This is a genomic window from Streptomyces sp. NPDC020983 (assembly GCF_044333485.1).
In the GTDB taxonomy this organism is placed as follows: Bacteria; Actinomycetota; Actinomycetes; order Streptomycetales; family Streptomycetaceae; genus Actinacidiphila.
Genome location: NZ_JBIRRA010000009.1, coordinates 216825 through 242812 on the forward strand (window position 1 = coordinate 216825; position 25988 = coordinate 242812).

Annotated in this window: 28 protein-coding genes, 1 tRNA gene and 2 pseudogenes; 18 read left to right on the forward strand and 13 right to left on the reverse strand. The window is 70.5% G+C overall.

The window, feature by feature from the left end; all coding sequences use genetic code 11:
* Positions 1–79: 79 nt before the first annotated feature.
* Positions 80–553 carry a hypothetical protein gene (locus ACH4SE_RS21865; RefSeq protein ID WP_398545083.1) on the reverse strand — a complete coding sequence of 158 codons (474 nt, stop codon included), beginning with the start codon at positions 551–553 and terminating at the stop codon, positions 80–82.
* A 97-nt stretch (positions 554–650) separates the two neighbouring features.
* Positions 651–1109 (reverse strand): hypothetical protein, encoded by a 459-nt coding sequence (locus ACH4SE_RS21870; protein ID WP_398545084.1) that lies wholly within the window; start codon positions 1107–1109, stop codon positions 651–653.
* 812 nt (positions 1110–1921) lie between these two features.
* Here ACH4SE_RS21870 and ACH4SE_RS21875 point away from each other — a divergent pair.
* The gene (locus tag ACH4SE_RS21875) at positions 1922–2332 is read left to right on the forward strand and encodes a short-chain dehydrogenase (RefSeq protein WP_398545085.1); all 411 of its coding nucleotides are present in this window, start codon (positions 1922–1924) and stop codon (positions 2330–2332) included.
* A gap of 129 nt (positions 2333–2461) precedes the next feature.
* Here ACH4SE_RS21875 and ACH4SE_RS21880 read toward each other — a convergent pair.
* A pseudogene (locus ACH4SE_RS21880) lies at positions 2462–2729 on the reverse strand (transposase); the annotation flags it as partial.
* A gap of 150 nt (positions 2730–2879) precedes the next feature.
* Here ACH4SE_RS21880 and ACH4SE_RS21885 point away from each other — a divergent pair.
* The gene (locus ACH4SE_RS21885) at positions 2880–3455 is read left to right on the forward strand and encodes a hypothetical protein (protein WP_398545086.1); all 576 of its coding nucleotides are present in this window, start codon (positions 2880–2882) and stop codon (positions 3453–3455) included.
* 848 nt (positions 3456–4303) lie between these two features.
* Here ACH4SE_RS21885 and ACH4SE_RS21890 read toward each other — a convergent pair.
* From ACH4SE_RS21890 to ACH4SE_RS21920, 7 genes and pseudogenes are all read right to left on the reverse strand, one after another.
* Positions 4304–4759 (reverse strand): bacteriocin immunity protein, encoded by a 456-nt coding sequence (locus ACH4SE_RS21890; RefSeq protein WP_398545087.1) that lies wholly within the window; start codon positions 4757–4759, stop codon positions 4304–4306.
* A 94-nt stretch (positions 4760–4853) separates the two neighbouring features.
* Positions 4854–6470, reverse strand: coding sequence for an ISL3 family transposase (locus ACH4SE_RS21895; RefSeq protein ID WP_398545088.1), 1617 nt, complete (start codon positions 6468–6470; stop codon positions 4854–4856).
* 252 nt (positions 6471–6722) lie between these two features.
* A complete protein-coding gene (locus tag ACH4SE_RS21900) occupies positions 6723–7031 on the reverse strand; it encodes a hypothetical protein (RefSeq protein WP_398545089.1) in 309 nt (102 codons plus the stop codon).
* A 134-nt stretch (positions 7032–7165) separates the two neighbouring features.
* Positions 7166–7324 (reverse strand): annotated as a pseudogene (locus ACH4SE_RS21905) (transposase); the annotation flags it as partial.
* Positions 7325–7447: 123 nt separating this feature from the next.
* Entirely contained in the window at positions 7448–8011 is a 564-nt protein-coding gene (locus ACH4SE_RS21910) for a DinB family protein (protein WP_398545090.1), read from the reverse strand.
* Positions 8012–8021: 10 nt separating this feature from the next.
* Positions 8022–8351, reverse strand: a complete 330-nt coding sequence (locus ACH4SE_RS21915; RefSeq protein WP_398545091.1) for a hypothetical protein — start codon at positions 8349–8351, stop codon at positions 8022–8024.
* A gap of 647 nt (positions 8352–8998) precedes the next feature.
* Positions 8999–10354: an EVE domain-containing protein gene (locus tag ACH4SE_RS21920; protein ID WP_398545092.1), complete on the reverse strand. Its 1356-nt coding sequence runs from the start codon at positions 10352–10354 to the stop codon at positions 8999–9001.
* A gap of 1098 nt (positions 10355–11452) precedes the next feature.
* On the opposite strand from ACH4SE_RS21920, the gene ACH4SE_RS21925 reads away from it, so the two are divergent.
* The 14 genes from ACH4SE_RS21925 (at position 11453) to xerC (ending at position 20069) form a co-directional block, all read left to right on the forward strand.
* The gene (locus ACH4SE_RS21925; RefSeq protein ID WP_398545093.1) at positions 11453–11872 is read left to right on the forward strand and encodes a TIGR03668 family PPOX class F420-dependent oxidoreductase; all 420 of its coding nucleotides are present in this window, start codon (positions 11453–11455) and stop codon (positions 11870–11872) included.
* Between the two features lie 55 nt (positions 11873–11927).
* Positions 11928–12698 (forward strand): GntR family transcriptional regulator, encoded by a 771-nt coding sequence (locus ACH4SE_RS21930; RefSeq protein WP_398545094.1) that lies wholly within the window; start codon positions 11928–11930, stop codon positions 12696–12698.
* Between the two features lie 150 nt (positions 12699–12848).
* Positions 12849–13205 (forward strand): hypothetical protein, encoded by a 357-nt coding sequence (locus tag ACH4SE_RS21935; protein WP_398545095.1) that lies wholly within the window; start codon positions 12849–12851, stop codon positions 13203–13205.
* Between the two features lie 89 nt (positions 13206–13294).
* Positions 13295–14569: an FtsK/SpoIIIE domain-containing protein gene (locus ACH4SE_RS21940; protein WP_398545263.1), complete on the forward strand. Its 1275-nt coding sequence runs from the start codon at positions 13295–13297 to the stop codon at positions 14567–14569.
* A 93-nt stretch (positions 14570–14662) separates the two neighbouring features.
* Entirely contained in the window at positions 14663–14836 is a 174-nt protein-coding gene (locus ACH4SE_RS21945; RefSeq protein WP_398545096.1) for a hypothetical protein, read from the forward strand.
* 71 nt (positions 14837–14907) lie between these two features.
* The gene (locus ACH4SE_RS21950) at positions 14908–15609 is read left to right on the forward strand and encodes a DUF2637 domain-containing protein (RefSeq protein WP_398545097.1); all 702 of its coding nucleotides are present in this window, start codon (positions 14908–14910) and stop codon (positions 15607–15609) included.
* 19 nt (positions 15610–15628) lie between these two features.
* On the forward strand, positions 15629–15820 hold the full coding sequence (locus ACH4SE_RS21955) for a mobile element transfer protein (protein ID WP_398545098.1): 192 nt from the start codon (positions 15629–15631) through the stop codon (positions 15818–15820).
* A 20-nt stretch (positions 15821–15840) separates the two neighbouring features.
* Positions 15841–16113 carry a hypothetical protein gene (locus tag ACH4SE_RS21960; protein WP_398545099.1) on the forward strand — a complete coding sequence of 91 codons (273 nt, stop codon included), beginning with the start codon at positions 15841–15843 and terminating at the stop codon, positions 16111–16113.
* 5 nt (positions 16114–16118) lie between these two features.
* A complete protein-coding gene (locus tag ACH4SE_RS21965) occupies positions 16119–16649 on the forward strand; it encodes a GGDEF domain-containing protein (RefSeq protein WP_398545100.1) in 531 nt (176 codons plus the stop codon).
* A gap of 91 nt (positions 16650–16740) precedes the next feature.
* A complete protein-coding gene (locus ACH4SE_RS21970; protein WP_398545101.1) occupies positions 16741–16926 on the forward strand; it encodes a hypothetical protein in 186 nt (61 codons plus the stop codon).
* Between the two features lie 5 nt (positions 16927–16931).
* Positions 16932–17129: a hypothetical protein gene (locus tag ACH4SE_RS21975; RefSeq protein ID WP_398545102.1), complete on the forward strand. Its 198-nt coding sequence runs from the start codon at positions 16932–16934 to the stop codon at positions 17127–17129.
* Positions 17129–18520 (forward strand): replication initiator protein RepSA, encoded by a 1392-nt coding sequence (gene repSA / locus ACH4SE_RS21980; protein ID WP_398545103.1) that lies wholly within the window; start codon positions 17129–17131, stop codon positions 18518–18520. Before ACH4SE_RS21975 ends, repSA begins: the two co-directional genes overlap by 1 nt.
* Positions 18517–18807 carry a helix-turn-helix transcriptional regulator gene (locus ACH4SE_RS21985; protein WP_398545104.1) on the forward strand — a complete coding sequence of 97 codons (291 nt, stop codon included), beginning with the start codon at positions 18517–18519 and terminating at the stop codon, positions 18805–18807. Before repSA ends, ACH4SE_RS21985 begins: the two co-directional genes overlap by 4 nt.
* Positions 18807–20069, forward strand: a complete 1263-nt coding sequence (xerC, locus tag ACH4SE_RS21990) for a tyrosine recombinase XerC (protein ID WP_398545105.1) — start codon at positions 18807–18809, stop codon at positions 20067–20069. Before ACH4SE_RS21985 ends, xerC begins: the two co-directional genes overlap by 1 nt.
* Positions 20070–20129: 60 nt before the next feature.
* On the opposite strand, the gene ACH4SE_RS21995 is transcribed toward xerC, so the two are convergent.
* Together ACH4SE_RS21995 and ACH4SE_RS22000 are read right to left on the reverse strand one after the other, a co-directional pair.
* A tRNA-Pro gene (locus tag ACH4SE_RS21995) sits at positions 20130–20203 on the reverse strand.
* 92 nt (positions 20204–20295) lie between these two features.
* On the reverse strand, positions 20296–20847 hold the full coding sequence (locus ACH4SE_RS22000) for a hypothetical protein (protein ID WP_398545106.1): 552 nt from the start codon (positions 20845–20847) through the stop codon (positions 20296–20298).
* Positions 20848–21091: 244 nt separating this feature from the next.
* Between ACH4SE_RS22000 and ACH4SE_RS22005 the strand changes: the two genes are divergently transcribed.
* A complete protein-coding gene (locus ACH4SE_RS22005; protein ID WP_398545107.1) occupies positions 21092–24112 on the forward strand; it encodes a glycoside hydrolase family 2 TIM barrel-domain containing protein in 3021 nt (1006 codons plus the stop codon).
* The gene (locus ACH4SE_RS22010) at positions 24109–24726 is read left to right on the forward strand and encodes a GNAT family N-acetyltransferase (protein ID WP_398545108.1); all 618 of its coding nucleotides are present in this window, start codon (positions 24109–24111) and stop codon (positions 24724–24726) included. The genes ACH4SE_RS22005 and ACH4SE_RS22010 overlap by 4 nt, the downstream gene beginning before the upstream one ends.
* Before the next feature lie 19 nt (positions 24727–24745).
* Here ACH4SE_RS22010 and ACH4SE_RS22015 read toward each other — a convergent pair whose 3' ends face one another.
* The gene (locus tag ACH4SE_RS22015; protein ID WP_398545109.1) at positions 24746–25909 is read right to left on the reverse strand and encodes a site-2 protease family protein; all 1164 of its coding nucleotides are present in this window, start codon (positions 25907–25909) and stop codon (positions 24746–24748) included.
* Positions 25910–25988 lie beyond the last annotated feature (79 nt).

Genomic DNA, 25988 nt, shown 5'->3' on the forward strand with positions numbered 1-25988 from the left:
CCGCGCCCACCCGGCACGATGGGCCCTCCGCCGGATCGGTGGAGGGCCCATCGGCCGAACGGACTCGCGGTGCGCAGTCCTACGAGGTACGCGTCACGGTGAACGGGTAGGTCACCGTGCCGGTCTCCGTCGGGGCGACGACCTCGCCGCGCAGCGTCTCGGCCTCGGTCGTGCCTGCCGCGCAGGTGACGGACGTGACGCGGTAGGTCTCCGTGTCAACGCCGGTGGCGGGGCCGCTGACGGTGTCGGCGTTGATCCACTCCACCCCGCCGCCCGTGACCTCGTAGGAGCCGCGGCCGGCGCCCTGCCAGCCTTCGACCGTCCAGCTGGTCTCGACCGACTGCGGCGCGTCGAAGCTCACCGTGAGCGTGTCGCCGGGAGCGTTGTCGAAGGCGCCTTCGAAAGTGCCGGAGTAGTCCGCGGCCGAGGCGCCGCAGGCTGCCTGGGCCGACGCGGGGTCGGCGGCGACGGCCGGGGTCGCCGTCATCAGCGCGGCGGTGAGGGGGGCGGCGGCGCACAGCAGCGACAGCGCGAGCCGTCGGGTTGCCATCATGGGGAAAGCCTCTCTGCACAAATGCTCATGCCGGTGGGGGGATTGATCGGATGCGGGGCCATTCCCGTCGCTCGCAGGGCGGCGGTCAGGCAGGAGGTCAGCCGCGCCCGATCACGAAGGGGATCTGCGCGTCACCGGAGTCGACGACACCGGCGATCGAGGTGACACGGCTTCCGCCGCCGTCGCACTGGACCTGCACACTCCGGTAGACCTCGGAGTCCACACCGGTGAGCGGCCCGGAGATGGCGCCGGAGTTCGTCCACTGCACACCGCTCGGGCCGACATCGAACTTGCCGTGGCCCTCGCCCTCCCAGCCCTCCACGTTCCACTGCGTCAGGGCGGAGTTCGGCGCGGCGAACTGGACTCGGAGGGTGTCGCCGGAGTCGTTCGCGAAGACCCCGTGGAAGGTGCCGGCGTAGTCGGCGGCCGTGGCGCCGCATGCGGCTTCGGACTGTGCCGTGTCGTCGGCGATGGCCGGAGTCGCCGTCATCAGCGCGGCGCTGAGCGGAGCGGCGGCGCACAGCAGCGACAGCGCGAGCCGTCGGGTTGCCATCATGAAGGAAGGCCTTTCTTTCGATTGCACATGCCGGTTGAACGGGATGCACGCACCGTCACCTTCACCGGAAATTTGAACGACGCGCGCAGATTCGTTGGAACTATATCCCGCGCCGACCGGCTCGACGCCATGAATCCTTAGCCCAAGAGAATGAACACGTGCAACGCATAATCCGCTCACCTTTTTAGAGCGACGAGCCGCTAAGCTATTGGGGTTCGCAATGCACTCCGGCGCCGATCACGGACCTCGGGCCGGTCCCGTGATCAACGACCTGACCAGCATGGACACCGCGTGCTCCCAACCTCCGACCCGACGACGCATCGTCGGAACGGGGAACATCCGGAATTCAGATTCCGTGACCAGGCTCCGTCGTTTTCGTTCCAGTTCCGAGGCCTGCCCCACCTGCTCGCCGCCGCAAGCCGATGCGGCAGAATTCGACGGAGCCCGTCCGCGAAGCCTGCCCGATTCCGGCGGTGTCAGGACAGGCAGCCGACCTCACGGGTGTCCAACGATTAACGAGCTCGTGCAGGGTTGGCCGCGGCCTCGGTCGGCACGGTTCGTCGAACCTGTCGTGGTGGGGGCCGCAGCGCGTGAGGTGATCGTGTCTGAACGGCGGATCACGGGTCTGTCGCAGGGCGTGATCGCAGATCTGGTGGCCGAGGTGGGCCCGGGCTGGCAGGCCCGGCGCGATGCGGAGGTGTGTGCCCGGCCTCGGCGGCGGGCTGTCGGGGCGGGCGCGAAGTACAAGCCGGTGTTCGTCGACCGCCCGCCGGCGACGCCGGTACACCTACGACACGCAAGTACCTCATGTCGTGTACAACGCCGCGCTCGTCCGCGCGGACGGGCTGGGCGAGCTGTCGGTGCGGGATCGCATGGAAGCGTGGGCGGTCAACGTGGTCGGCGCACTGAATGCCGCGGCGCGCCTCGCGCCGGCAATGGCAGCACGGGGCAGCGGAACGTTCCTTGTCACGGGTGGCACGCCTGAGCCCAAGCCGCAGTATGTGAGCCTCTCCCTGGGCAAAGCGGGCGTCCGGACCCTGATCGCGCTGCTCGATCAGCAGTACGGCTCCTTCGGAGTCCACGCGGCGAGCGTCACCGTGGACGGCCCGGTCGCCCCCGGCACCGACTTCGACCCCGACGACATTGCCGAGCACTACTGGCACCTGCACACGCAGCCACGCCACCTGTGGGATCACGAGGCGCTGCACACCAGCCGCCCCTGACAGCGCGCGGCCGACAAGAACCGGCGAGCTGCCCGTCTCGTCAAACGGTCCACTTCACGGACTGCCGCTCACGACCAGCGCGAACGCCCTGAGGGGGCCGTCACGCCGGTCCTGGGGGTTGCCGCCTCAGACCTCGTCGCCGGTGACCCAGGTCGCCAGGTGGCCGGCATCCAGGAACCGGGCGACCACGCGGGCTGCCAGCTCCGGCTTGATGGCGAAGGCGGTGTCCTCGGCAAGGCCGGCGGCGCGGCAGCGGGCGGGATCGGAGATCCAGGAGCGCGGAACGCAGAGTTCCCGGAGCACTGCGGCGTGGCCGCGGTGACCTGCGTGGACCGGGTAGACGGCGACTCTCGATCCAACCAGCGGTGCCGGTGTATTGCCGCTGGACGCCGACCGTCCCTCGAACGCAACCCGCCAACGGGCGGAATCTATGCTGTGACCTGCGGCCACCGTCTCTTCGTCAGTCCACACAACTCACGATGATCAACGGTGGCCGCACCATGTCGCCTCAAACGCCATCGGCCCTGCAAACGCAAGGAGACCGCCTGTGCCGGCCACCGCATACGAAGCACTGCTCATCGGGGGCCGCGCCGGGGTCGGCAAAACCACGGTCGGCTGGGAGATCTCCGCGCAACTGCAAGCCCTGCGCATCGCCCACTGCCTGATCGAGGGCGACAACCTGGACCAGGCATTCCCCGCTCCGGCCGACGACCCCGCCCGCACCAGGATGACCGAGGCGAACCTCGCCGCGCTCTGGCGCAACTACGCCGCTCTGGGATATCGCAGGCTGATCTACACCAACACCGTCTCCGTTCTGGAACCCGACCTGATCGCCCGCGCCATGGGCAGCACACCCCGCATCACCGCAGTCCTCCTGACCGCCGACGACGCAACCGCCCGGCAACGCCTCGGCACCCGCGAAATCGGCAGCCAACTCGACGCCCACCTCACCCGAAGCACCGCCATGGCCCACCATCTGGAAGCCACCGCGCCTTCATGGGTCGCACGGATATCCACCGACAGCCGCTCCGTCACCGACATCGCACGCGATGCCGTCGCAGCAACCAACTGGGCAGCCCAACCGCCACGGACCGCAGATCACGATGTACGGCTGGAGTATTAGTTGCGGCATGCGTTGAGCCTTGACAGCCGACCGCATCGGTATTTGCCGATCCTTGGAGAGACGACACTGACGGTCGTCGCACTGAGGGCACCACTGGGGAGTACCCCAGCATTGATCGCGGTTTGAGCAAGTTCGAGTTTCGATCTGCGGATCCTCCTGTTCAGGAGCTGTTCCGCGCGTCAGAGGGCGAACTCGGTTTGACCACATGCATCGGCATGGGTCGGACCGAGCCCCCGCCCGGTCCGACCCCAATCGCGAGGGGTAGGGACCGTGGAAACCATTTGGGTGGGCTACTGCTGTCGTAAGCTCGATCACGGGCGTCGTCTGGATCGTTGCGCGCGCACTGGACCAGGTACCGGTTATCTGCCGCAGGACGGCGAAAGCGGCACGCTCGGTACGGGCACTTCGTCAGGAGCTGACGGCGTTACGCAGTGGACCGCCGCCTTCCCCAGGAGACCCCGAATGAGGCCGGCGACGGTTGCCAATGACCGGCGTGTCGGCATTGCGGGTGCCGATACATCATCCGCGCGGGTAACGGCCTTGACCACCGGTCTGCTGCTGGCCTGCTCCCGGCCCTCGATGTCTTCCTCTGCGCAGGGCGTCGAGGCATCATGATCGATCGTGCTGCTGCACCTGTCCTCCCTTGCCGGACCAATCCCTTCGCCTTCCTTCGCCTGCTACCGATGAGCGATCGGGACAAGGACATCGACTGTCGGCGTTCAGTACCAGTACACCGGTTCGGCCGGCCGCATCGGCCAGGAAGCAGGGACTGCCGCCTACGCGGGACCGGGGCTCTGGCACAGATCTTGGGGAGCGGTCGCGGAGGGTGACGTTCGAGTTCGATTTACTCAGAGTGCGATCGGCCGGTACTTCAGAGCCTCATCGACGATCTGCTCGGGAGACGGGTCCTGATGGATGTCCGAGGGGTGGAAGATCAGGTCACTCACCCGGGGATGCGACACGTTTGCTTCCAGTAGACGCAGATAGTAGCCGCTCTCCTCTGAGGCAGTCAGGAGTCTGCGGACGATCTCAACGAGCTCGTCCCGGGTGATGTCAGCGTTCGCGGGGCGAGCCGGCCGGGCCGCCTCCCTCGCGAACTCCTCCAGGCTCCTGCTGCCGTCGTATTCGGCAAAGTCGAGAGCCACGTAGTCGTGACCGGTCATCGCGTTGAACGCCTCGATCTCCCCGCCCGCCGCCTCTGGGTGGGCGGTTAGCAGCTCAGCGATCCGCTCAACCTCAGTGCACAGCTCGTTCAGTCGCTGCCGACTCACGGGTGGGGGCAACAACTCCGGTCTCAGGTCCACAGCGGCATTATGTCCGTCGGTGCCGACACGCCCTAACTGGCTCCCCAGGGCGCTGTCTTTCGGACCTTGGCGAAGGATCGGAGGGCTTGGAGTGCTACTGGAGCAGGATCATCTTGCGGAGTAGTTCGAATCCAGCGCGGCCGTAGAGCTGCCGCTTGATCTTCTTGATGCGGTTGACGGCGCCCTCGATACTGCCGGAGCTCCAGTCGAGAGTGAGCCCGGCGGTCACGGCGTCGAGGCCTCGGAGCAGGTGGAGTGCGAAGCCGGTGAGGCCGGGCAGTTGGCTGGCATCGACTGCGTTGATCCAGGCGGGGAGTGTGGAGCCGAGGCGGTCGGTGAGTGTCTCGCCGAAGTCGCGGACGAGTCCGGCAGCCTTCTCCAGTTCGGGGCAGCGGGCCAGGACCTCCTTCAGGCCGGCCCGGTCTTCCTCGGTCAGAGCCGTGGGGTGCCGGGTGAGCCAGCCGGTCACCTGCCGCACAGACGGCGGCCGCGGGGCCGCGCCGGCCGGAGCCCCGCGGAGGCTCGCAATGTGGGCGCGGACCATCTGGTAAGTGACGGGCGCGTTGGCGGCAATGAGTTCACCGTGCAGTCGCGTGACGCTGGTGCATCCTTCGGCGAATCGCCGCTCCAGGTAGGGCTTGTAAGGGTCCAGTCTGCTGGGCCGGGGCCGGTTCTCGCGGATGGTGTCCTGCCAGCGTGTGGCGTTCGCGTACCGGAGCACGGTGTTGAGACCCCAGCCCAGGTGCCGGGCAATCGCCCGGCGGGAGTGGCCTTGGGCGAGGAGCTCGTGGACCAGGGCGTGCGCTGCCTTCTTCCGTTCGGCCCGCCGGCCGAGGGGCGCCGAGTCGTTCTGCGGCATACCGGGGCCGGGACTGGTCGCGCCTGCCAGCGTGCCAGCGGGCGACGGATTGCGCAGGCACTCGCAGTAGGCGGCGACGCAGGTGTCAACAGCTCGGCCGAGGCCCTGCCACAGGTGGAACCGGTCGGCAACCTGCAGAGCGTCGGGGGCACCGCGGCGGGCGCCCTCGGCGTACGCGCCGGCTCGGTCCCGGCAAATTACCTCCACGCCTGGGTGCTGGGTCAGCCAGGTGGCCAGTGGCCCGGCTTCGCGGGTCGGAAGCACATCGACCACGCGATGGTCTTCGACGCTGGTCAAGACGGTGGAGTAGGTCTGGCCGCGACGGATCGCGAAGTCGTCGACTCCCAGCACCCGTGGCGTGCTGAACCGTGGATCGGGCAATGCCATGATCCTGCGTAACAAGGTCATCCGTCCCGCGCCGAAGCCCAGCAGGGCGGCCAGTCGAGCTCCGGCCCGCCCGGCCAGGGCGAGCCCCACTTGCTCCAGGGCGTGGTTGAGCCGGGTGGTGAACCGTGCGTGCGGGGCGGCGAGCCGGGAGAAGGGCTCGGCGAACGTCCGGCGGGGACAGTCCGCCACTCCGCAGATGAAACGCCGGACCGTCAACCGGATCACGAAGCCCTGTTCAGCGAGCGGAAGGTCCTTGAGCCTGCGCTGATAGCGGTCGTGGACTCGGTCCGAGAAACGACCGCAGTCCGGACATGCCGCCCCCACCGCGCGGCCTCTCGCCATCACCTCGACCGTGCCGAACGCGGCCGTAACAGCCTCGATGTCCACCTCGTCGATCCCGTCGAACACCAGCGAGTCCCAGAACGGTGCATCGGTTTGCATGACCAGAACCATCACGGTCAACATCTGGCCACGGCAGTGGCCGACGCGAACTTGAGGGAGCGTCAATTCCGATGGGGACGACAGGGCGTACGCGGTCTCGCGCGAACCAGTCTTCTCGCAATCGAACAGCGAGGTAACGCTCCGAGACGACTCCCCAAGATCTGTGCCAGAGCCGGGACCGGAGTGCACCGGCCAAGCCCGGTGTTGCACGGCTCCACAGCCGCGCCCCTTCGCCACAACCCAGGTCCGCAGCAGGAAGGCCCGTGCTCCGCAGAATCAGTGGAGTACGCACTCCCACGGTTCGATGTCCGGCTCACCCGGCGGAAGCTCTCCCTTGCAGTACTTGTAGAGCCACGTGGCTGCCCTGCGCTCAGCGTGCTTCGCGTTGACCGGCTCCCCCTGTTCGTCCAGTTCAAGGACGTTGGCGAATATGGCGAAGCAGATCTCCGCTTGCGATGGGGACTCACGGAGCTCTTCCCAGTAGTCAACCCCCTCCAGCATCGGATGGCCCAACGAGCCATGAGCGAGCCATCCGGCAAAGCGCCGGAAGGCACCCGAAGTACCAGGACTGAGGTGTGAAGGCATGCCACGAATCTAGCCTCAGCCGGCCGTGGTCACGGCTCCGGCCTCCCGCCAACTGGTCAAGGGCCGACAGCGGCGACCACGTCAGTCCTTACGGACAGCCTTCAGATTCTGGAGACGGTCGGGTGGCGGGTGGCGAGGTGGTCGAAGATGCCGTCGGTCTGCCATTTCGCGAAGTAGCCGTAGACGCTTTGCCATGGTGGGAAGTTGTGGGGGAGGCAGCGCCAGGTGATGCCTGTGCGGTCGACGTAGAAGATGGCGTCCATGAGGGGGCGCAGGTCGTGGGTGGGTTGTCGGATGCCGGTTCGGGCATCACGCACCACCTGCGGTGCCTGGGTACGTGCCCAGCTCAGAGTTCGAACGGCGGGGTTTGGGTGGCGGGGGCAGCTGGTCGGCTGCTGCTTGGCACCGCACCCGGCTCATCTTCGGTGCGGTGAGGCTCCGTCCTGCCAGCGGTAGAGGTCGCGCAGCAGGGAGATTTCGGCGCCGTGATGGATCAGCTCCCTGTTGACGTGCAGGACCCTGTTCTCCATAGGAAACGGCTCGGGACTCATCGCGGGCGGATTGTCCAGGTCGGCGTCCGAGAGTTCGCGGACCCCCGCGTTCCATCTCCCGTACATCTCGTCGAGCTGTTTCAGCGCCTCGTCAGCGGTCCCCGCGTAGGCGAACGCCTCGGCGTCGAAGTCCTGGCCGTCGAAGTACCACTCCACCCGATAGGCCAGGCACGAGACGATGATGTGCGCCAGCCGCCAGGCAATCGTGGTCACCGGCGCCGGCTCCGGGACAGAGGACGCGAAGTCCATCGTCCACTCCCCTGAACCCGCCGACATCGGTGCGGCCGACGTGCCACGTGGGCGGATGCTCCAACAGCCGCGCACCGGCTCCCAGAAGTACTCCTCGTCGGTAAGACCGTCCAGCCGTGGCCGCAGGTTATTGCACCAGTACCAGTCCAACTGCTCCGCGAGCCGCTCGCTTCTTGTCATCGCCCGCACACTACAGACCCGTCGAGCAGAGCGTGCCGGCTTGGCGGACGCAGGAAGACTCCAGCTGCCGTCCGGCGGCGTCCTGGGATTTCCGGGCGACAGGACACCGGTCTCGACGTTGCCGGTTCATCTCGTCGATCGGGCGCTCGATCACCCGACCGGTCATCCGGTGGATCTCGACCTTGTGCCGCAGCTCCAGGAACAGGAAGTACGTAGCCAGCGCCTGAGAACGCCCCAGCCGGGTGCCGCGCGGCGAAGCCCGCAGCGCCTTCCGCTTCAGGAATTGCGAAGTTACGTCAGCCCGCGAACTGCTACGAGAGAGGACGAACGGCCCGGCCATGCGGTCAAGGACTCGGGGGGCTCAGAGCAACCCACGGGATGTCGCACAGAGGGCGCGGATCGGTCGGACGGTGGGTGGTCGTCCGCGCCGCCTGGGTGCACAGGCCGCAGCGTGGCGCCGTTTGAGTAGGTTGCGATGCCAGCGCCAGGATCGTGTCGGGTCGTATCAGGAGAAGTAAGTTCCGGAGCTTGTGCATCGGGAGGCAAGGGAGCAGGCCGGAGAGGATTGCCCGGTCGGTCTCGGTGAAGGCACTCGGACCTGAGCTTCACCAAGCGGACGTACGTCCACCCCGGTCCGGGCAGCCTGCGTGCGGGTCGAAGAAGTTCAGGAAGCTTCTCGGCTGACCAAGATCAACAACGTTTGTGAGAGCTTGTGAGAGGCAGAGGCCGAAAATGACTCAAGGCCCCGCCTCACCGAAGTGAGACAAGGCCCTGACCTGGGCGTTAAGCCCGCTGCACCGTCGGGACGACAGGATTTGAACCTGCGACCCCTTGACCCCCAGGTCATAGGTTCAAGGATCTCCGCAGGTCAGAGGCGTTCTGAGTCACGATCAGTCGTTCGCGCGAGCTGGGGTTGTGCGGCTGCGTGCACAGCGTGTGGTCCCAAAGTGGTCCCAGGGGTGTACCCGTCACCGCTTGCCCCGGCGACTATGGCCAGACCCTTGCCTCAGTTCCCGGCCACGCCAGAACGATGCCGGCCCGTTCGCAGATGCCAATCCATCGATCCTCGGTCGGCGCTCGCTCTACCCAGAGAACCCCACGCACCTGCGGGGAACGCGCGCTTAGTTGATCCACGTAGTCAAGCAACTGGCCGACTCCAGTCCGCAACTGGTGCGACTCGTTCTCCAGCCGCAGGGACTTCACCTCGGTCACTGTCAGGGTGTCTTCTTGGTGCCACGCCAGGTCGAAAGCTGGGTCCGTGGCTGTGGGCGACAGTGGGTGATATCCGCGGTCGCGGACTTGCTGGGCGAGTGCGTTTTGCAACTGGCGGTGTTTACTCAGAGTCTGTGCCATGAGCGCGGGATCGGGTGCGCTTGGCAAAGCCGGCGCAGGTATCGTGGTCTCGTCCTCGACGCGATACTCAGCCCCTACAGGCACGTCCGGGGCCGTGACTGCCGCGCCAATGCGGATCATGTGGAAGTGAATGACCTGGCGTTCGTCGCCGCCGCCGGTTGATGGGGCTTGTCCCCACGAGTAGGGACGGCTCTGATCGAGGATCCATTCACCGGAGTAGCGAACCACTCCTCGACTGCCAATGAACAGTCGCAGGCGTCGGCCCTCTTGAAGGTGATCTCGGATCGCCTTGTTGCCGCGGGAGAAAACTTGGTCACCCACCTGGCCTTCGCCGGTGTATCGGAAGTGATCGTCCGATTCCCAGACGTCTTGGTAGCCGTGCTGCTCACCTGTGCCGGGGTCCGTGAAGAAGATGACGTTGTTACTAGTCCTTGACGGGCTGATCCCACCCTGGCGGCTACCGCCATACCGGTCGTGCAGCTCGACTCGACGGATCTGGTCGCCCGGCCGCAGGTCCCATATGCCGTCGCCTTCAGGTTGCCATCCCTCCGTCGGGTGAGTGAGTGCCTGCTCGACCTCTGCAGCCAACGCTCCCCACTGCTCGTCGGAAAGCCGATGGGGATTGGTGGCGAACGGCTGCGTCAGCACAGTGGCTGCGGCAAAGTCGCCGTGGGTCTTGAACCAGGAACGCGGCACCGGAGCTTGTAGCCACTGCTCGACGCGAAGCGGAACGACGTTTCGTGGACCTGGCGGCTCGGCCCAGTAGCCGTCATCGTCCTCGTCGTCATCAGTCCAGTACGGCTCGCCGGTGAGCTCACCAGTCGCCACAACCCCCGCGCCCTGACCGGTAAGCCACAAGGCGAAATGGTCCCCTTTGTGCATATCGCGCAAATATCTGCCTACGGACCAGTTCGTCAACTCTCCGCCATCATCCAGCATTGCTTTCAGCCGGAACTTCATTGGATTGCACACCAACAGCCACGCCGTCACGGAACCCGCCCCCTTCGCACGGAGTTGACGCAAGGCTACCGATCACCAACGACAACCGGGCCGCGCTCCTCGCTTCCTCAGCCGAGTCTCCCTGCTTCCATCCCGTCTGCCGTCGGCCCGCACTCCTGTGGAGCGGGCGTGGTTCAGGGCGTCAAGGTGGAGCGCGCCACTGTACGAACGACCTTGACGCCCTGGGCCGCGTCTGCTCGGCTTTGCCCGGGTCGATGGCAGGCGGGATGGAAGCTCCCACCTCCACCACGACGCTCCCGCACCCGCCAGTCGTGCCCTGTCCATCTCGGAGCCTGAGCGCCCCCGCCGGAGGCACCACCACCCACTCACCTCCGCCTTCCCCACCCTCCTTTTCCCCTGGTCGCCGTGGTTCCCGGGTGCTGGTTGACGCACCCCCTTGGGCCTGGATGGCTGGTGGTGCGGCACCTGGGGTGGGACGTGGAGCTTCTGCCGGGCCGGGGTTGCCGTGCTGCTGGTGGAGTGGGTTGTCGGCGTGTTTGTGCTCGGTCCGGCGGTGGGGGTCGGGCAAAGCGTGTAGCGGGGAACCCCGTGGCATTCCTGGCGCGGGGCCGGGGGCCGCGCGGCGCGGGCCGGAGGCAGGAGCGCAAGCGCGAGCCCCCGAGCCCCCGAGCGGCCGCGGTGGCGGCCGATGGGGTGTTTCCCGTAGCGACGGCTGGAAGCCGATTGCACCGGCCAGCCGGGTACCCGAAGGGTAAGAGCTGCCGAACAACCACCACCCACCCCGGGGCGGAAGGCCGTCCCCGTGGGCCTGGGCGGCAGCCCCCGCCAGCACCTCCCGGGAAGTTCGCCAATCACCTCCGCCGACCCCGGACGGGACGGGGATGATCACCACGCAGGCCCGTAAGGCCCGGGAGCTCCGCGCTCGCGACACCCCACCCGAGGGAACGACCGGCGCCCCTCCTCCCTCCCCTCTCCCCGCCAACGGCGGGGAGCTTGATGAGGTAGGGAAATCTGTAACACTCCCAACTCCCGGCCGGCGGGAAGCTGAGTGCCGCGTGGCTCGTGACCTGGACGATTGAACTCGCCTGCGAGGGATGCGTAGCTCCGTCCCCGGGGTACGTTCGGTTCATGAACCTGTCTGGGGAGGATGCCCGCCGCCGCTTCGTCGCGTCGCCGGTCGCGCGTCTGGCGACCGCTGATGCCGCCGGCGTGCCGCACGTCGTGCCGGTGACCTTCGCGGTCGAGGACGACATGGTCCTCTTCGCCATCGACCACAAGCCGAAGCGCTCGACCAATCTCCGGCGCTTGCGCAACATCGCGGAGAACCCTGCCGTCGCGGTCATCGCCGACCAATACGCGGATGACTGGTCCACCTTGTGGTGGGTTCGCGCGGATGGTCGAGCGGAGCTGTGGGCGGAGGGCGAGGCCCGGGAACACGCGGTCGGGCTGTTGCAGGCGAAGTACCAGCAGTACGTGGACACGCCCCCGGAGGGTCCCGTCGTCGCCATCCGTGTCACGACGTGGAGCGGCTGGGCCTTCGCCGGGTGACCTTGTCGGACCTGGGCCGTAAGCTTGCTTGCATAGCCAAGCTGAGGTGACCTACATGACCGAGAAGGATCTTCCTCCGTACAGGAAGATCGCCGACGAACTTCGCGCCCGCATCCTGTCAGGCGAGCTGCGCGCTGGCGAGAAACTCAGGTCGGAGAACGAACTCAAGGACGACTACGCCACGACCCGCGTCACGGTCCGGAAAGCGTTGGCGCTGCTCAAGGCGGACGGCCTGCTCATCAGCGAACAGGGTCGCGGCGTCTTCGTACGGCCACGGCCCAACGTGCAGATGCTCACCACCGGGGCGAACTTCCGCCAGCGCCGTGACACGGGCGTGAGCAACTTCAACGCAGAAGCAGCCGCTCAAGGACTGCGTCCCGAACAGCGCATCCTCTCCGTAGACACCGTCGCGGCACCTGCGGACGTGGCCTCCCGGCTCGGGCTCGACGAGGGCGCCGACGTGATCGTGCGCCGCCGAGCGTTCTTCGTGAACGACGAACCCATGCAGCTTGTGGACGGCTACTACCCGGCTGCAATCTTCGCCGGCACCGAGGTGGCGGAGCTGCGCCGTATCCGCGGTGGGGTGAGCAGGCTGATCGAGGACCCGGAGGGGCCTGTCAAGCAGCGGATCACGCAGTTCGTGGAGGACTTGGAGATCCGGATGCCGACCCCGGCCGAGACCGACGCGCTCAAGATTCCGCCGGGCGTGCCGCTGGCGCGGGTGCTTCGTACGGCGCACACGTCGGTCGGCCGCACCGTGGAAGTGCTTGACTCCCGCGTGCCGTGTGACCGGCATGTCTTCCGGTACGTGATCGACGTGCCGTAGCTCAACTCCGCACCGCCAAGGGGACCTTCGGGTCCCCTTTTTCAACTCCCCACTTGCATATCCAAGTTGCCTGCCTTACCGTGAGGACACGGCTTGGATATACAAGCTACCGCTGTGGGGGAGATCCCTCACCCTGCGATGGAGTGTCTGATGGCTTCCTTCAAGATCGACCTTTCGACGGCCGCGGTGTTCGTGGCGACGCCTCCGGTGTCCAAGCTGGTCAGCAAGCAGACCGGTGAGGTCGCGGTGGACCGCGAGACGGGTGCCCCGCTGATGACGGTGGGCCTGCTGGTGTCCGACGAGGGGCAGGGTGACCTGTACCAGGTGACCGTGCCGAACACGGGGATCGACGCGACGCTCACGCCGGGCACGCTGGTCGCGGTGACGGGGCTGCGGGCGCGGGACTGGGAGAACGAGTTCAACGGGCAGAAGCGGCACGGGATCAGCTTCCGCGCGGTGGCCGTCACCTCGCTGATGCCCGCGGCCGCTGCGAACGGCAAGGCCTGATCGCCGTGGGCGTGACCGTGCTCGTGCTGACCGGCGGGGGGATCGCCGCGGTGCTGATCCTCCGCCGGGTCCGGCCCGACCTGTACTGGATGGTCGTCGGCGGCCCCGCGGCCCGCATCCGGGTCACCTGGTCCTACGCGTCGGTCATGGACGCCTGCGGGCTCACAGTCCCCCCGTCCCGGGCCCGGATCGCGGTCGCCAGGGCGATGGGCAGGGAGCTGCCGGCGAACCGTCCGCCGAAGCTGCTGCGGATGCGGACCACCCGCACCGGCCTGGTCGCCCGGATTCGGCTCCAGCCGGGACAGGACGCCTTCGACGTCACCTCGGCGACCGACCGGCTGCGGCACGCGTTCCGGATGCATCAGGTCGTGGCCAAGGAGGTCCGCCCTGGTGTGCTGGAACTGGTGATGACCGGTTATGACGGCCTGACAAGGGTGCGTGTTCCGGCTCGCGCCAAGCGGTCGGCGCTGCGAGTGCCGGTGGCAATGCGGGCAGACGGGTTACCGCACTTCCGCGACTACCGGACCGTGCCGCACAGCCTGAACGTCGGTGCGAATGGGTCGGGCAAGTCGGTCTACCAGCGCAACCTGGTGCGGGAACTTGCGGCTCAGCCGGTCGCGCTGGTCGGGATCGACTGCAAGGAAGGCGTGGAGCTGTCCCCGCTGGCCCGCCGGTTCTCCGCCCTGGCCGACAACCCCGACACCGCCGCCGATCTCCTCGAAGCCCTGGTGGCGGAGATGGCGGCCCGGTTCCAGGTCATCCGCGACCACCAGCGCATCAGCGCCAGCACCCCGGACACGGAGATCACCTCCGACATCTGGGGCCTGCCCGACACGGTCCGGCCCGTGCCCGTGGTCGTGGTGATCGACGAGATCGCCGAACTCCTGCTCACCTCCGCCGCGCACAAGAAGCGCCGGGAGCGGATCATCACCTCCCTGATCCGGCTGGCCCAGCTCGCCCGCGCCGCCGGGATCTACCTGGAAGTCTGCGGGCAGCGCTTCGGCTCCGAACTCGGCGACGGCGTCACCATGCTGCGCGCCCAGCTCACCGGCCGGGTCTGCCACCGCGTCAACGACGAGTCCTCCGCGAAGATGGCCTTCGGCGACATCGCCCCCGAAGCCCTCGCCTCCGTCCTGGCCATCGCCCCGGACGCGCCCGGCATGGCCATCGCCGCCGACACCACCGGGAGCTGGTCCCGGATCCGCACCCCGCACACGTCCCTGTCCGATGCGGTGGCGGTCTGCAACCAGTACGCCGACCTGACCCCGGACCTGCCCGCCCTCGCAGCCTTCCGCCCGGCCCTGCCGCTGCTGGCGCCGGGCACCCCGCCGGCCAAGCCGGTCCCGGCTCCCGCGACCGCCTGACCCCACCCCACCCCTGCTCGCCGGTCGGCGCGACCGCCCTCGCGCCACGTCCCTACCCCGCCATGCCCAAAACCCCGGAAGGGAGGCCCGCCCATGGCCCGCAAGACCCCCGCCAAGCCCGCCCCGGCCGAACCGGTCCCGGCCCCGTGCGAGGCGTGCAAGGGCACCGGAACCGTCGCCGTGACCGTCCGCGTCGGCCGCAGGCACCGCGTCGTCGGCCGGCAGGACGGCATGTGCCTGAACTGCTTCGGCTCCGGCACCACCTGACCGCCTCGACCCCGGGGCCGCCAGCCACCTGCCCGGCCCCGGGCCTGCTCCCCAGACAAGGAGGTATCGCCGTGACCAAGCCGGAAGCCGAACGCGCGGCCGTGATCGCCGCCGGTCTCGCGATCGTGATCCTGACCGCTGCCGCGTTCTGGCTCTCCTACGCCCACCTCGCCGACGTCGCCCGCACCAACGGCCTCGCTGCGTCCCCGGCCCGCCGCTGGGCCTGGCCCGCAACCCTCGACCTGTTCATCGTCGCCGGCGAAGTCCTGATGTTCCTCGCCGCCCTGCGGGGCCGTACCGACTGGTGGGCCATCGGCCTGACCGTCACCGGCTCACTCGGCTCCATCGGCCTCAACGTCGCCGGCGTCGGCGCCCGGCAACCCCTGCTGCACTACGTCGTCGCCGCGGTACCGCCGTTCGCCGCGCTGCTCGCCTTCGGCGCCCTCATGCGCCAAGTCCACCGCCTCATCCCCGACACCACCCCCGCCCCCGCTGCCGTGGTGCCGCTCCCGGCCCCGGAACCGGCCGCGCCCGTCACCCTCGAACGCGCCGACCCCGACCCGGAACCGGCCCTTGAACTCCCCCCGGCCCCGGTGCCCGTGGCGGTCGAGGCGCCGGTGCCCGCGGTCCCGGCCGCGCTGGTCGAACACGCCCGGAAGATCGCCGACACCCACCAAGCCGCCACCGGCACCCCGATCGACCCGGCCACGCTGCGGGCCCGCCTCGGCGTCCCGCCCGCGCTCGCCAACGCCATCGCCGCACAACTCACCTGACCTGGAAGGAGGTAACCCCGTGGCCCGTCCCAAGCGCTTCACCAACGTCGCCAAGATCGGCCCCGTCGAGGTCGGCGACCACCGCGACCGGCACGGCCGTGACGCCACCGTCGCCGCTTGCACCGCCGCCCGCTGCGGCTGGTCCAGCGACTACACCAGCCGCGCCGCGGCCGAACTCGCCGCCCGCACTCACACCTGCACCACGACCTGACCGGAAAGGAAGTGATCCCCATGCGGCACCCCAGCTCGCAACTCGCCGCAGGCCACCGGCCCGCCGACCTGATCCCGCCCGGCACCCACCCCGGCGAGGTCGTCATCGTCCAGACCACCGGCCCGAACTACGCCGGACGCATCCTGCTCACCATCGCGATCGCCGGTGGAACCGCCCTGGTCATCGTCGTCCTGGCCTACGCCTTCCAGACCATGACCGCCGCCGCTGCCGCCGCCGTGCCCGCCGTGGGCGGCGCCGGAGTCACCGTGAAGCTCACCCGGAAGGGCCGGTGACCGGAATGGACCTGGCTGCGCTCTCGCCCGCCTTACCGGCACTGGGCTGGGCCGTGCACAGCAGTCTGCTGATCCGCCGCCTTGGCGCCGCCCGCCGCGACCCGCTCACCGGCCTTCACACCCGCGCGGGATGGACCGACCGCGCCAACCACCTACTGCGCCGAGCCCCCCACACCGTGGTGCTGCTGATCGACCTGGACGACTTCAAAGCCGTCAACGACACCCACGGCCACGCTGCGGGCGACGCCGTACTCGCCGCCACCGGCCGCCGCCTGGCCGACTGGTGCAGCACCGCCGGATTCGCCGCCCGCCTCGGCGGTGACGAGTTCGCCGCGATCATCACCATCCCCGGCCCCGCACTGCCCGCCCTCCGCACCACCCTGCAACGGCCCGTCGCCCACGCCGGGACCCTGCTCCCGGTCTCTGCATCGGTCGGCATCTGCCACTGCGACGCGCTGCCCGTCCCGACACTCACCGACGCGCTGTCTGCCGCCGACGCCGACATGTACCAGGCCAAAGGACACGCCCGCCGCTGACAGCCCCCGGGGCGGCCTCAACCGCCAAGTTTCCGCCGCCCCGGGCGCCCTTCCACTTCCTGATCCAACGGACCCGAAAGGGACACCCATCATGCCCCAGCACACCCACGCCCCGGGCCACATCTGCTCCCACTGCGACGGCTTCCCCCGCGTGGCCATCGCCACCGGCCCCCGCCACCCCAACGGGGCCCTGCCCACGATCACCGTGGACTGCCCCGCCTGCCACGGCACCGGCACCACCACCCACCGCCGCGCCCTCGCCACGGCCGGGAGGTGACTGGCATGGGCAAGAGCCTCCGCCCCTCCGCCGACTTCCCCGGTCTGCACATCGCCTCCGGCTCCTACTCCGGCGCCCCCACTGCTGAGTACGTCTGCCGTTGCGGTGCCTCCGACTCCGCTACTGGCACCGCCGCCGTGCAGAACCTCGTCGCGGAGTACGACGACCACAAGGCCGCCCACGCCAAGGACAGGCGGCGCTGATGACCCTCACCGCCGAGGCCCCGGCGGGCCTGGACCCGGTCACCTGGGGGGACTTCCTCCGGGTGGCCGGGCAACCGGGCTTCGACCGCTGGCAAGAGCAGGTCACCCGCACCGGCGGCTGCTCCGACCCCATCCACCTGACCGGCTCGACCACCACCCTCGACCCCACCACCGGACAGGTCCTCCACACCTACGACACCAGCGCCGAGCCGGGCGGACGGCTCCGCGTCGCCTGCGGCAACCGCCGCGCCTCCCGCTGCCCGGCCTGCGCCTGGACCTACGCCGGAGACACCTACCAACTCATCCTCTCCGGCCTCACCGGCGGCAAGGGCGTCCCCGACACCGTCACCGACCACCCGCGGGTCTTCGCCACCTTCACCGCCCCCTCGTTCGGGCCGGTCCACAACCGCCCCGCCCGCGGCCGGTGCCGCTGCGGCCACGCCCACCCCGAGGACGCGCCGGAGTTGGGCACGCCGCTCGACCCCGCCTCGTACGACTACGCCGGCGCGGTGCTGTGGAACAACCACGCCTCCGAACTGTGGCGCTACATCACCATCTACCTGCCCCGCGAACTCGCCGCCCGCACCGGCATCACTCAACGGGAGCTCCGCGAACGCCTCCGCGTGGCGTACGGCAAGGTCGCCGAGTACCAAAAGCGCGGCGCAATCCACTTCCACGCCGTGATCCGCTTCGACGGGCCTGACGGACCCGACACCGCCCCGCCTGCCTGGGCCACCGCCAGCCTGCTGGAAGGCGCGTTACGGGCCGCTGCCGCCCGCGCCAAGGTCACCATCCCCCCCGCAGGGGACCAGCCGGAACGGGTGCTGCGCTGGGGCACGCAGCTCGACGTGCAGCCCATCGGCGCCTTCGGTCACGGCGAAGACCTCACCGAGCAGGCCGTCGCCTCCTACGTCGCCAAGTACGCCACCAAAGCCGCCGAGACCACCGGCACGGTCGACCGCCGCATCGGCGAACTCGCCGAACTCGACAAGCTCCCCGACCTGCCCGACCACACCCGCCGGCTCATCCGGGCCTGCTGGGACCTCGACGCCCTCTACCCGGACCGGCGGCTGTGGCAGTGGGCTCACATGCTCGGCTTCCGCGGCCACTTCTCGACCAAAGCCCGCCGGTACTCCACCACCCTCGGCAAGCTCCGCCAGGCCCGCGCCGACTACCGCGCCCACCAGGAACGCCGCGCCCTCGGCCTGCCCGACCCCGACGCCAACCCCGAGGCCACCACCCTCGTGATCGCCCACTGGACCTACGCCGGCCACGGTCACACCCCGGGCGAATCCTGGCGCGCACAACAGATCCACCGCGACATCACCCAAGCACGCGACACCGCACGCCAAGCTCGCGCGGAGTTCATTGATGAGGAGGACTGGACGTGAAGCGGCTCTTGACGACTGCTCAGGTCGGTGGCCTGCTGCGGGTGCTGCCTGCCCAGCAGGAAGCTGGTGGCGGCGGGCCGGACTTGCTCCACAGCGGGTGGTACACGACCGAGGACGTAGCGGACCTGCTCGGCGTGGATGCCTCGACGCTGCGGCGGTGGCGTACCTCCAAGCCCGTCCAGGGGCCGCCTTTTGTCCGGCTCACCTCGCGGGTGACCATGTACAGCGTGCCGGACGTGGAAGCCTGGCTCGCCTCCTGCCGTGTCGTCCCGGGGACGGCGGCCTGATGCCCGCGCAGACGCCCCCGGTCGGCGTGAAGATCGCCACGGACATCGAGTACCGGCCCGGCAATCCGAACCCTCATCGGGCGCGGGTGCGCTGGGTTGATCCCGAGACGAAGAGGCGAGTTTCCCGCTCCGAAATGCTGCCGAGCGAGGATGCCGCGAATGCGTGGCTCGACCGGATGCGCAAGGCGGCAAGCCGCGGGATCACACCGGCCACCGCCACGATGACGCTCGCGGAGTACGGCAACTCCGTGTGGGACCTGGCCATGCGCGGGTTGGAGGCCAAGACCCTCGACCCGTACAGGGCCGGTTGGCGGCTGCGGGTAGTGCCTGCGCTCGGGCATCTCCAGGTCCCGACGGTCGTGAACGGGCTGGTGGACCGGGCTGTGTACGGGTGGATCGCCGACGAGTGCGGCCGGTCCACGGTGAAGAACAGCCTCGCCGTGCTGGTCCGCGTGATGGAACAGGCCCTACGAGACGGCCTGGTGGACGTCAACCCCGCCCGAGTGAGCGGCTGGCAGCAGGAGTACAAGCGCGCGGAAGACGAGTTGGACGATCCCCGCTCACTCGCGCTGCCGAACTGGGACGCGCTCGATCGCCTCGCCGTGGCGCTCGTTGCCCGGTCGGCCGACGAGTTCGAGGGCTGGGGTGATGTCGTCCGGTTCGAGGCGTGCACCGCCTCGCGTATCGGGGAGGTCTCCGGCGTCCGCGTCAAGGACATCAACCGCGATGCATGGACCTGGGACCTGTGCCGACAGACCACCACCGGCCCCGGCGGGCTGATCGACAAGGGCACCAAGGGCAAGCGGCGCCGCACCGTGCCGATCATTCCGGAGATCCGGCCCATGGTCGCCCGGCGGCTCGACGCGGCCGGTCGCGACCCCATGGCCCGGCTGTTCACCGGCCCCCGCGGCGGGCGCATCACCACCGCCGTACTCCGCGACGCCACCCACTGGGATGAGGTCGTGGTCCGGCTCGGGTACGAGCACCTGCGGCGGCACGACCTGAGGCACACGGGCCTGACGTGGATGGCCGACGCCGGCGTACCGCTGCACGTCCTCCGCAAGATCGCCGGACACGGCTCGCTCACCACGACGCAGCGCTACCTTCACCCCGACCGACGATCCATCGACCTGGCCGGGGCCGCGCTCTCCGCGCACCTGAGCGGAGCGGAGATCCACTCCCAGATGGCACCCGAAACGGCCCTTGGTCCCAAAGTGGTCCCAGAGGAACAGCCCCGGCGGCACCTGCGAGTCGTCCGCTGACCACACGCAAAAGCCCGCTGAGCTGGAGCGATACGCTCCCTCAGCGGGCTTCTTGCACCGTCGGGACGACAGGATTTGAACCTGCGACCCCTTGACCCCCAGTCAAGTGCGCTACCAAGCTGCGCCACGTCCCGGTGCCTGGCCGTTCCGGGGGCTTCCCGGGTGGCCGTGCACGAGAAGAATACCGCACCTCGGGGGGTGTTCGCTCGCACCCCCGGGGTGGGGGTCACGCAGGGTCGGCGGGGGGTGACGCCGGGGGTGAGGCGGGGTGGGGCGGGGTGGGGTTCGCGGGGGTGGGGGCGGGGATGCTGCGGCGGGCGTCCTCCGCGCTGTTCTGGGCGCCGAGGGTGCCGAAGTAGAAGCCGGCGACCGTGGCCAGCACGGTCATCAGGGCGGTCACGATGGTCTTGCGCAGGTCGCCCGCGTCCGCGTCGGTGGAGAGCATCGCGACGGCCAGGGCGAAGCCGACGAGGGCCAGGATCAGGACGGCGATGATGCTGCGGGTCAGGCCGCGGACGCCGCGGGGTTCGCGCAGGTCGCGGAGGAAGTCGCGGACCTCCTCGTCGGTGGCCGCGCGGTCGATCAGCTGGTCGGTGAGCTGCTGGCGCCAGGCGGTGGCCCGGCGGACGTCCATGATCAGCGGTGTGACGGCGATCGCCGCGACGACCACGACGACCGCCGCGATCAGGACGAAGGCCGGCCCGCCCGTGAGGCCGTGGATCGGCTCCCCGGTGCCGGACGCCGTCGTGACGGCGGTCACGGCGGGTGAGTACGTCATGGTGGTCCCCCCAGTGGTTCCGGGCGGGCAGGATCCCAGTGCCCGGCAGGGCGGTCAAGCCGCAACGGCCCGGGAGGGCGCCGGCAACTGCCCGCTCTCGCGGGGTCGTCGGACATCGGTGGCCGGTACATCTGGCCTTATCGGCTCCGGCTCAGCAGAATCGGTGCTGCGGATCTTCACTGCGCCCCCCGCGAGCGGGGGAGCAGCGTCCGCGGCACGGCCGAGCGACGAAGGAGCAGCAGGGATGCACGAGGCGGAACCGTCGGAGGGCCTGCCGTACTACGAGGATCCCGGGCCCGGCTCGGGAGCGCTCCCGCCGCGCGCGTGGTGGGCGGTGTCCGACGCCCGCCGTGTGTCGCTCGGCGGCGACTGGCGCTTCCGGCTCTCCCCCACCGCACGCTCCGCGGACGACTCCTTCGCCGGGCCGGGCTTCGACGCGGCCGACTGGGACGTGCTGCCGGTGCCCTCGCACTGGGTGCTGCACGGCGAGGGCCGGTACGGGCTCCCGGCGTACACCAATGTGCGCTACCCCTTCCCCGTGGACCCGCCGCACGTGCCGGACGAGAATCCGACCGGCGACCACCTGCGTACCTTCGACCTGCCCGACGACTGGCCCGGGGGCGCCGCCGTACTGCGCTTCGAGGGCGTGGAGTCCTGCGCCCGGGTGTGGCTCAACGGGCAGGAGCTGGGCACCTTCAAGGGCAGCCGGCTGCCGGTGGAGTTCGAGGTCGGCGAGGTCCTGCGGCCGCGTGGCAACGTGCTGGCGGTGCGTGTGCACCAGTGGTCGTCCGGCAGCTACCTGGAGGACCAGGACATGTGGTGGATGCCCGGCATCTTCCGCGAGGTCACGCTCATCGAGCGGCCGGAGGGCGCGGTCGCGGACTTCTTCGTGCACTGCGGCTACGACCACACCACCGGCACGGGCACCCTGCGGGTGGACTGCGAGCCGGCCGGCACCCTGACGGTGCCGGAGCTGGGCCTCGACATTCCGACCGGCGAGCCGGTGACCGTGCCCGTCGAGCCGTGGTCGGCCGAGCAGCCGCGGCTGTACGACGCGGAGCTGGCGACGGAGGGCGAGCGCATCCCGCTGCGGATCGGCTTCCGTACGGTCGCCGTCGAGAACGGCGTGCTCACGGTCAACGGGCGGCGGATCTGCTTCCGCGGGGTGAACCGGCACGAGTTCGACCCGGACCGCGGGCGCGCGCTGGACCAGGAGACGATGCGCGAGGACCTGCTGCTGATGAAGCGGCACAACATCAACGCCGTGCGCACCAGCCACTACCCTCCGCACCCCGCCTTCCTCGACCTGTGCGACGAGCTGGGCATGTGGGTCGTCGACGAGTGCGACCTGGAGACCCACGGCTTCCAGGAGGTCGGCTGGCGCCGCAACCCGGTCGACGACGAGCGCTGGACCCCGGCGCTGCTGGACCGGGCGGCCCGGATGGTGGAGCGCGACAAGAACCACCCGTCGGTGGTCATGTGGTCGCTCGGCAACGAGTGCGGCACCGGCGCGGGGCTGTCGGCGATGGCCTCCTGGATCCGCGAGCGCGACCCCGCCCGGCCCCTCCACTACGAGGGCGACCTCTCCTGCGCGGACACGGACGTCTACTCGCGGATGTACGCCGACCACGCCGAGTCCGAGCTGATCGGCCGCCGCGCCGAGCCGCCGCTGGCCGACGCGGTGCTGGACGAGCGGCGGCGCGCGATGCCGTACGTGCTGTGCGAGTACGCGCACGCGATGGGCAACGGGCCCGGCGGGCTGTCGGAGTACCAGCGGATATTCGAGACGTACGAGCGCTGCCAGGGCGGCTTCGTGTGGGAGTGGATCGACCACGGGCTGCGCCGCACCGCCGCCGACGGCACCTCCTACTTCGCCTACGGCGGGGACTTCGGGGAGGAGCTGCACGACGGGAACTTCGTGTGCGACGGCCTGGTCTTCCCCGACCGGACGCCCTCGCCGGGGCTCACGGAGTACAAGAAGGTGATCGAGCCGGTCGCGATCAGCGGCGACGCGGAGCGCGGCGAGCTGACCGTGGCCAACCGGCAGGACTTCGCGGACCTCTCGGCGCTGGCCTTCCGCTGGGCGTACGAGGTCGAGGGCGTGGCGGTGGCGTCCGGGCGGCTGGAGGTGCCGCCCACCGGGCCCGGGGAGAGCGCGCTCCTGAAGCTGCCGGAGCAGCCGGTGCCGGCTGACGGCCGTGAGGCGTTCTGGACGGTGCGGGCGGTGCTCGCCGAGGACACCGCGTGGGCGCCGGCCGGGCACGAGGTGGCCTGGGGGCAGTTCCCCGCGGCCGCCGCCCCGGGCACGGGGGCCCCGCGCGCGCACCCGGGCCTCCCCCGCGCGCCGCGGACCGGACCGGACGGCCTGCTCCTCCTCGGCCCGGGCGCCTTCGACCCGGCCACCGGCGCCCTGCGCTCCCTCGGCGGCGTACCGGTCGACGCGCCCCGGCTGGACGTGTGGCGGGCGCCCACCGACAACGACCGCGGCATGCCCTGGTTCGCCGAGTCCCGGCTCGCCGAGGGGTGGCGGGCGGCCGGCCTGGACCGCCTGCGGCACCGGGTGGTACGGGTCGCGGTGGGCGGCGACACGCTGACGGTCGCCTCCCGCCTCGCGCCCGCCGCCGCCGACCACGCCCTCGACACGGTCCTGACCTGGAGCGCGACCGGTGACCGGCTGCGCCTGGACGTCGAGGTCACCCCCCGGGGCGACTGGAGCCTGCCGCTCCCCCGGCTCGGCGTGCGCCTGGGCCTGCCCGCGCGGCTGGACCGCGTCGAGTGGTACGGGGGCGGACCGGGCGAGGCCTACCCCGACAGCCGCGCCGCCGCCCGCCTCGGCCGCTGGCAGGCGGCGGCGGACGAGCTGCTGACCCCGTACGTCCGCCCGCAGGAGAACGGCGCCCGGGCGGGGGTGCGCTGGGCCGAGCTGCGCGGCGCCGACGGGACCGGCGTGCGGATCGAGGACGCCGCGCGGCCGGGCGCGGACACCGCCCGGCCGGCGGGCGGCCCGGGCTTCTGGCTGACCGTCCGGCCGTGGACCACCGAGGCGCTGGACGCCGCGGAGCACACGACCGACCTGGTGCCGGACGGCCGGCTCTGGCTGCACCTGGACCACGCCCTGCACGGCCTCGGCAGCGCCTCGTGCGGGCCCGGCGTGCTGCCGGGGCACCGGCTGGACGCGGCACCCGCCGCCTTCTCCTTCCTCTTCGCGCCGCTCGGCCCCGCCGCCGAGCCGGACGTACCGCCGACCCAGCAGGAGCAGCAGTGACCGTCACGATCCGCCCGTACCGGCCCTCCGACCTGCCGGCGCTGTACGACATATGCCTGCGCACCGGCGCCGCGGGCGGCGACGCCTCGGCGGACTACCCGCCCGAGGACCACGACCTGCTGGGCACGCTCTTCGCCGCGCCCTACGCGGTGCTGGAGCCGGAGTCGGCGTTCGTGGCCGACGACGGCACGGGGCAGCCGGTCGGCTACGTCCTCGGCACGGCGGACACCCCGGCCTTCGTCGGGCGCTTCCGCGACGAGTGGCTGCCGACGGTCGCGGACCGGTGGCCCGCGCCGAAGGGCGAGCCGGGGACGCCGAGCGAGGTGATGGCGTGGCTGCTGCACTGGCCGGAGCGGATGATCGTGCCGGCCCTGGCCGGCTACCCGGCGCATCTGCACATCGACCTGCTGCCCGGCTACCAGGGGCAGGGCCACGGGCGGGCGCTGATGAACGCCTTCCTCGGCTCGCTCGCGGACCGGGGGGTGCCCGCGGTGCACCTCGGCATGCTGACGGCGAACGTCTCCGCGCGGGCCTTCTACGACCGGCTCGGCTTCCATGTGATCGACGTGCCGGACGCGGGCGAGCTGACGTACCTCGGGCGCGCCACCTCGTAGGGCGCGGGCGGCGCGCCCCTCAGTGGCTGTGGCCCGCCCGGGGGGCGGTGGGCGGGCGCCAGGCCGGCGGGTTGCGCCTGCCGCCCCGCATGAGGCCGAGGACGTCCTGGACGGTGATCATCCCGACGACCCGCCGGTCCTCCAGGACCAGGATCGGCCGTGCGGCGGTCAGGGGGCCGTGCTGCAGGACGTCGCCGAGCTGCTCGTCGGGCCCGGCGAGGGTGCAGGTGCCCAGCGGCGCGGCCAGGTCCCGTACGCGTACCTCCGCCGTACGGCCGGCGAGGCCCGCGCGCAGGGCGGCGGGTTCGATCACGCCGGTCGGGCGGCCGTCGAGGTCGGTCACGGGGACGACGGGCTGGCCGGCGGCGCCGGGGGCGGTGTCGGTGAGGAAGCGGTCGACGGTCTGCCAGTCCTGGCCGGTGACCGCGGGCCGCATCGCGTCGCCGACGCGCACCCCGCGCACCGCGGCCGCGAGGGCGGAGCGACGCACCTCCGCTCCGGCGGACGCGGCGACGAACAGGCCCAGCAGGGCGAGCCACAGGCCCGATCCGCTGCCCGCGAGGAATTCCAGCCAGCCGCCGGCGACCATGAGCGCGCCCGCCACCTGCCCGCACCGTCCGGCGATCCGGGCCGCCCGGTCGCGGTCGCCGCGGACGCGCCAGATCACCGCCTGGAGGATGCGGCCTCCGTCGAGCGGGGCGGCGGGCAGCAGGTTGAAGGCGGCGAGCAGGAGGTTGGCCCATCCGCTCCAGGCCAGGACGGCGGCCGGGAGGAGGCCGTGCGGGGCGGCGCCGGCGCCGACGGCCGCGGCGAGGAAGATCCCGCCGAGCAGCGCGCTGGTCAGCGGGCCGACCGCGGCGATCAGGCCGGCGGTGCGCGCTCTCGTGGCCGTTCCCATCCGGGTGACCCCGCCGAGCGCGAAGACGGTCACGTCCTGGACGTCGACGCCGGCCCGGCGGGCGGCGAGGGCGTGCGCGGCCTCGTGCGCGAGCAGGCTCAGGGTCAGCAGCAGCGCTCCGGCCACCGCCCACAGCCCGTAGGCCGCCGCGGAGTGGCCGGGGGCCCAGTCGGGGAGCACCCCGGCGGCCAGCCCGTAGGCGAGGACGGCGACGAGCAGCGGCGCGCTCCAGTGCAGCCGCAGCGGCACGCCGGCGATCCGGCCCAGCGGCAGCGATCCGTTCATCGCACCTCCCGCGCCCGGCCGGCGCTGCCGGGCCGGACCGGCCGACTTCCCCGCCGCACGGGCGGGGCTTCCCTTCCAG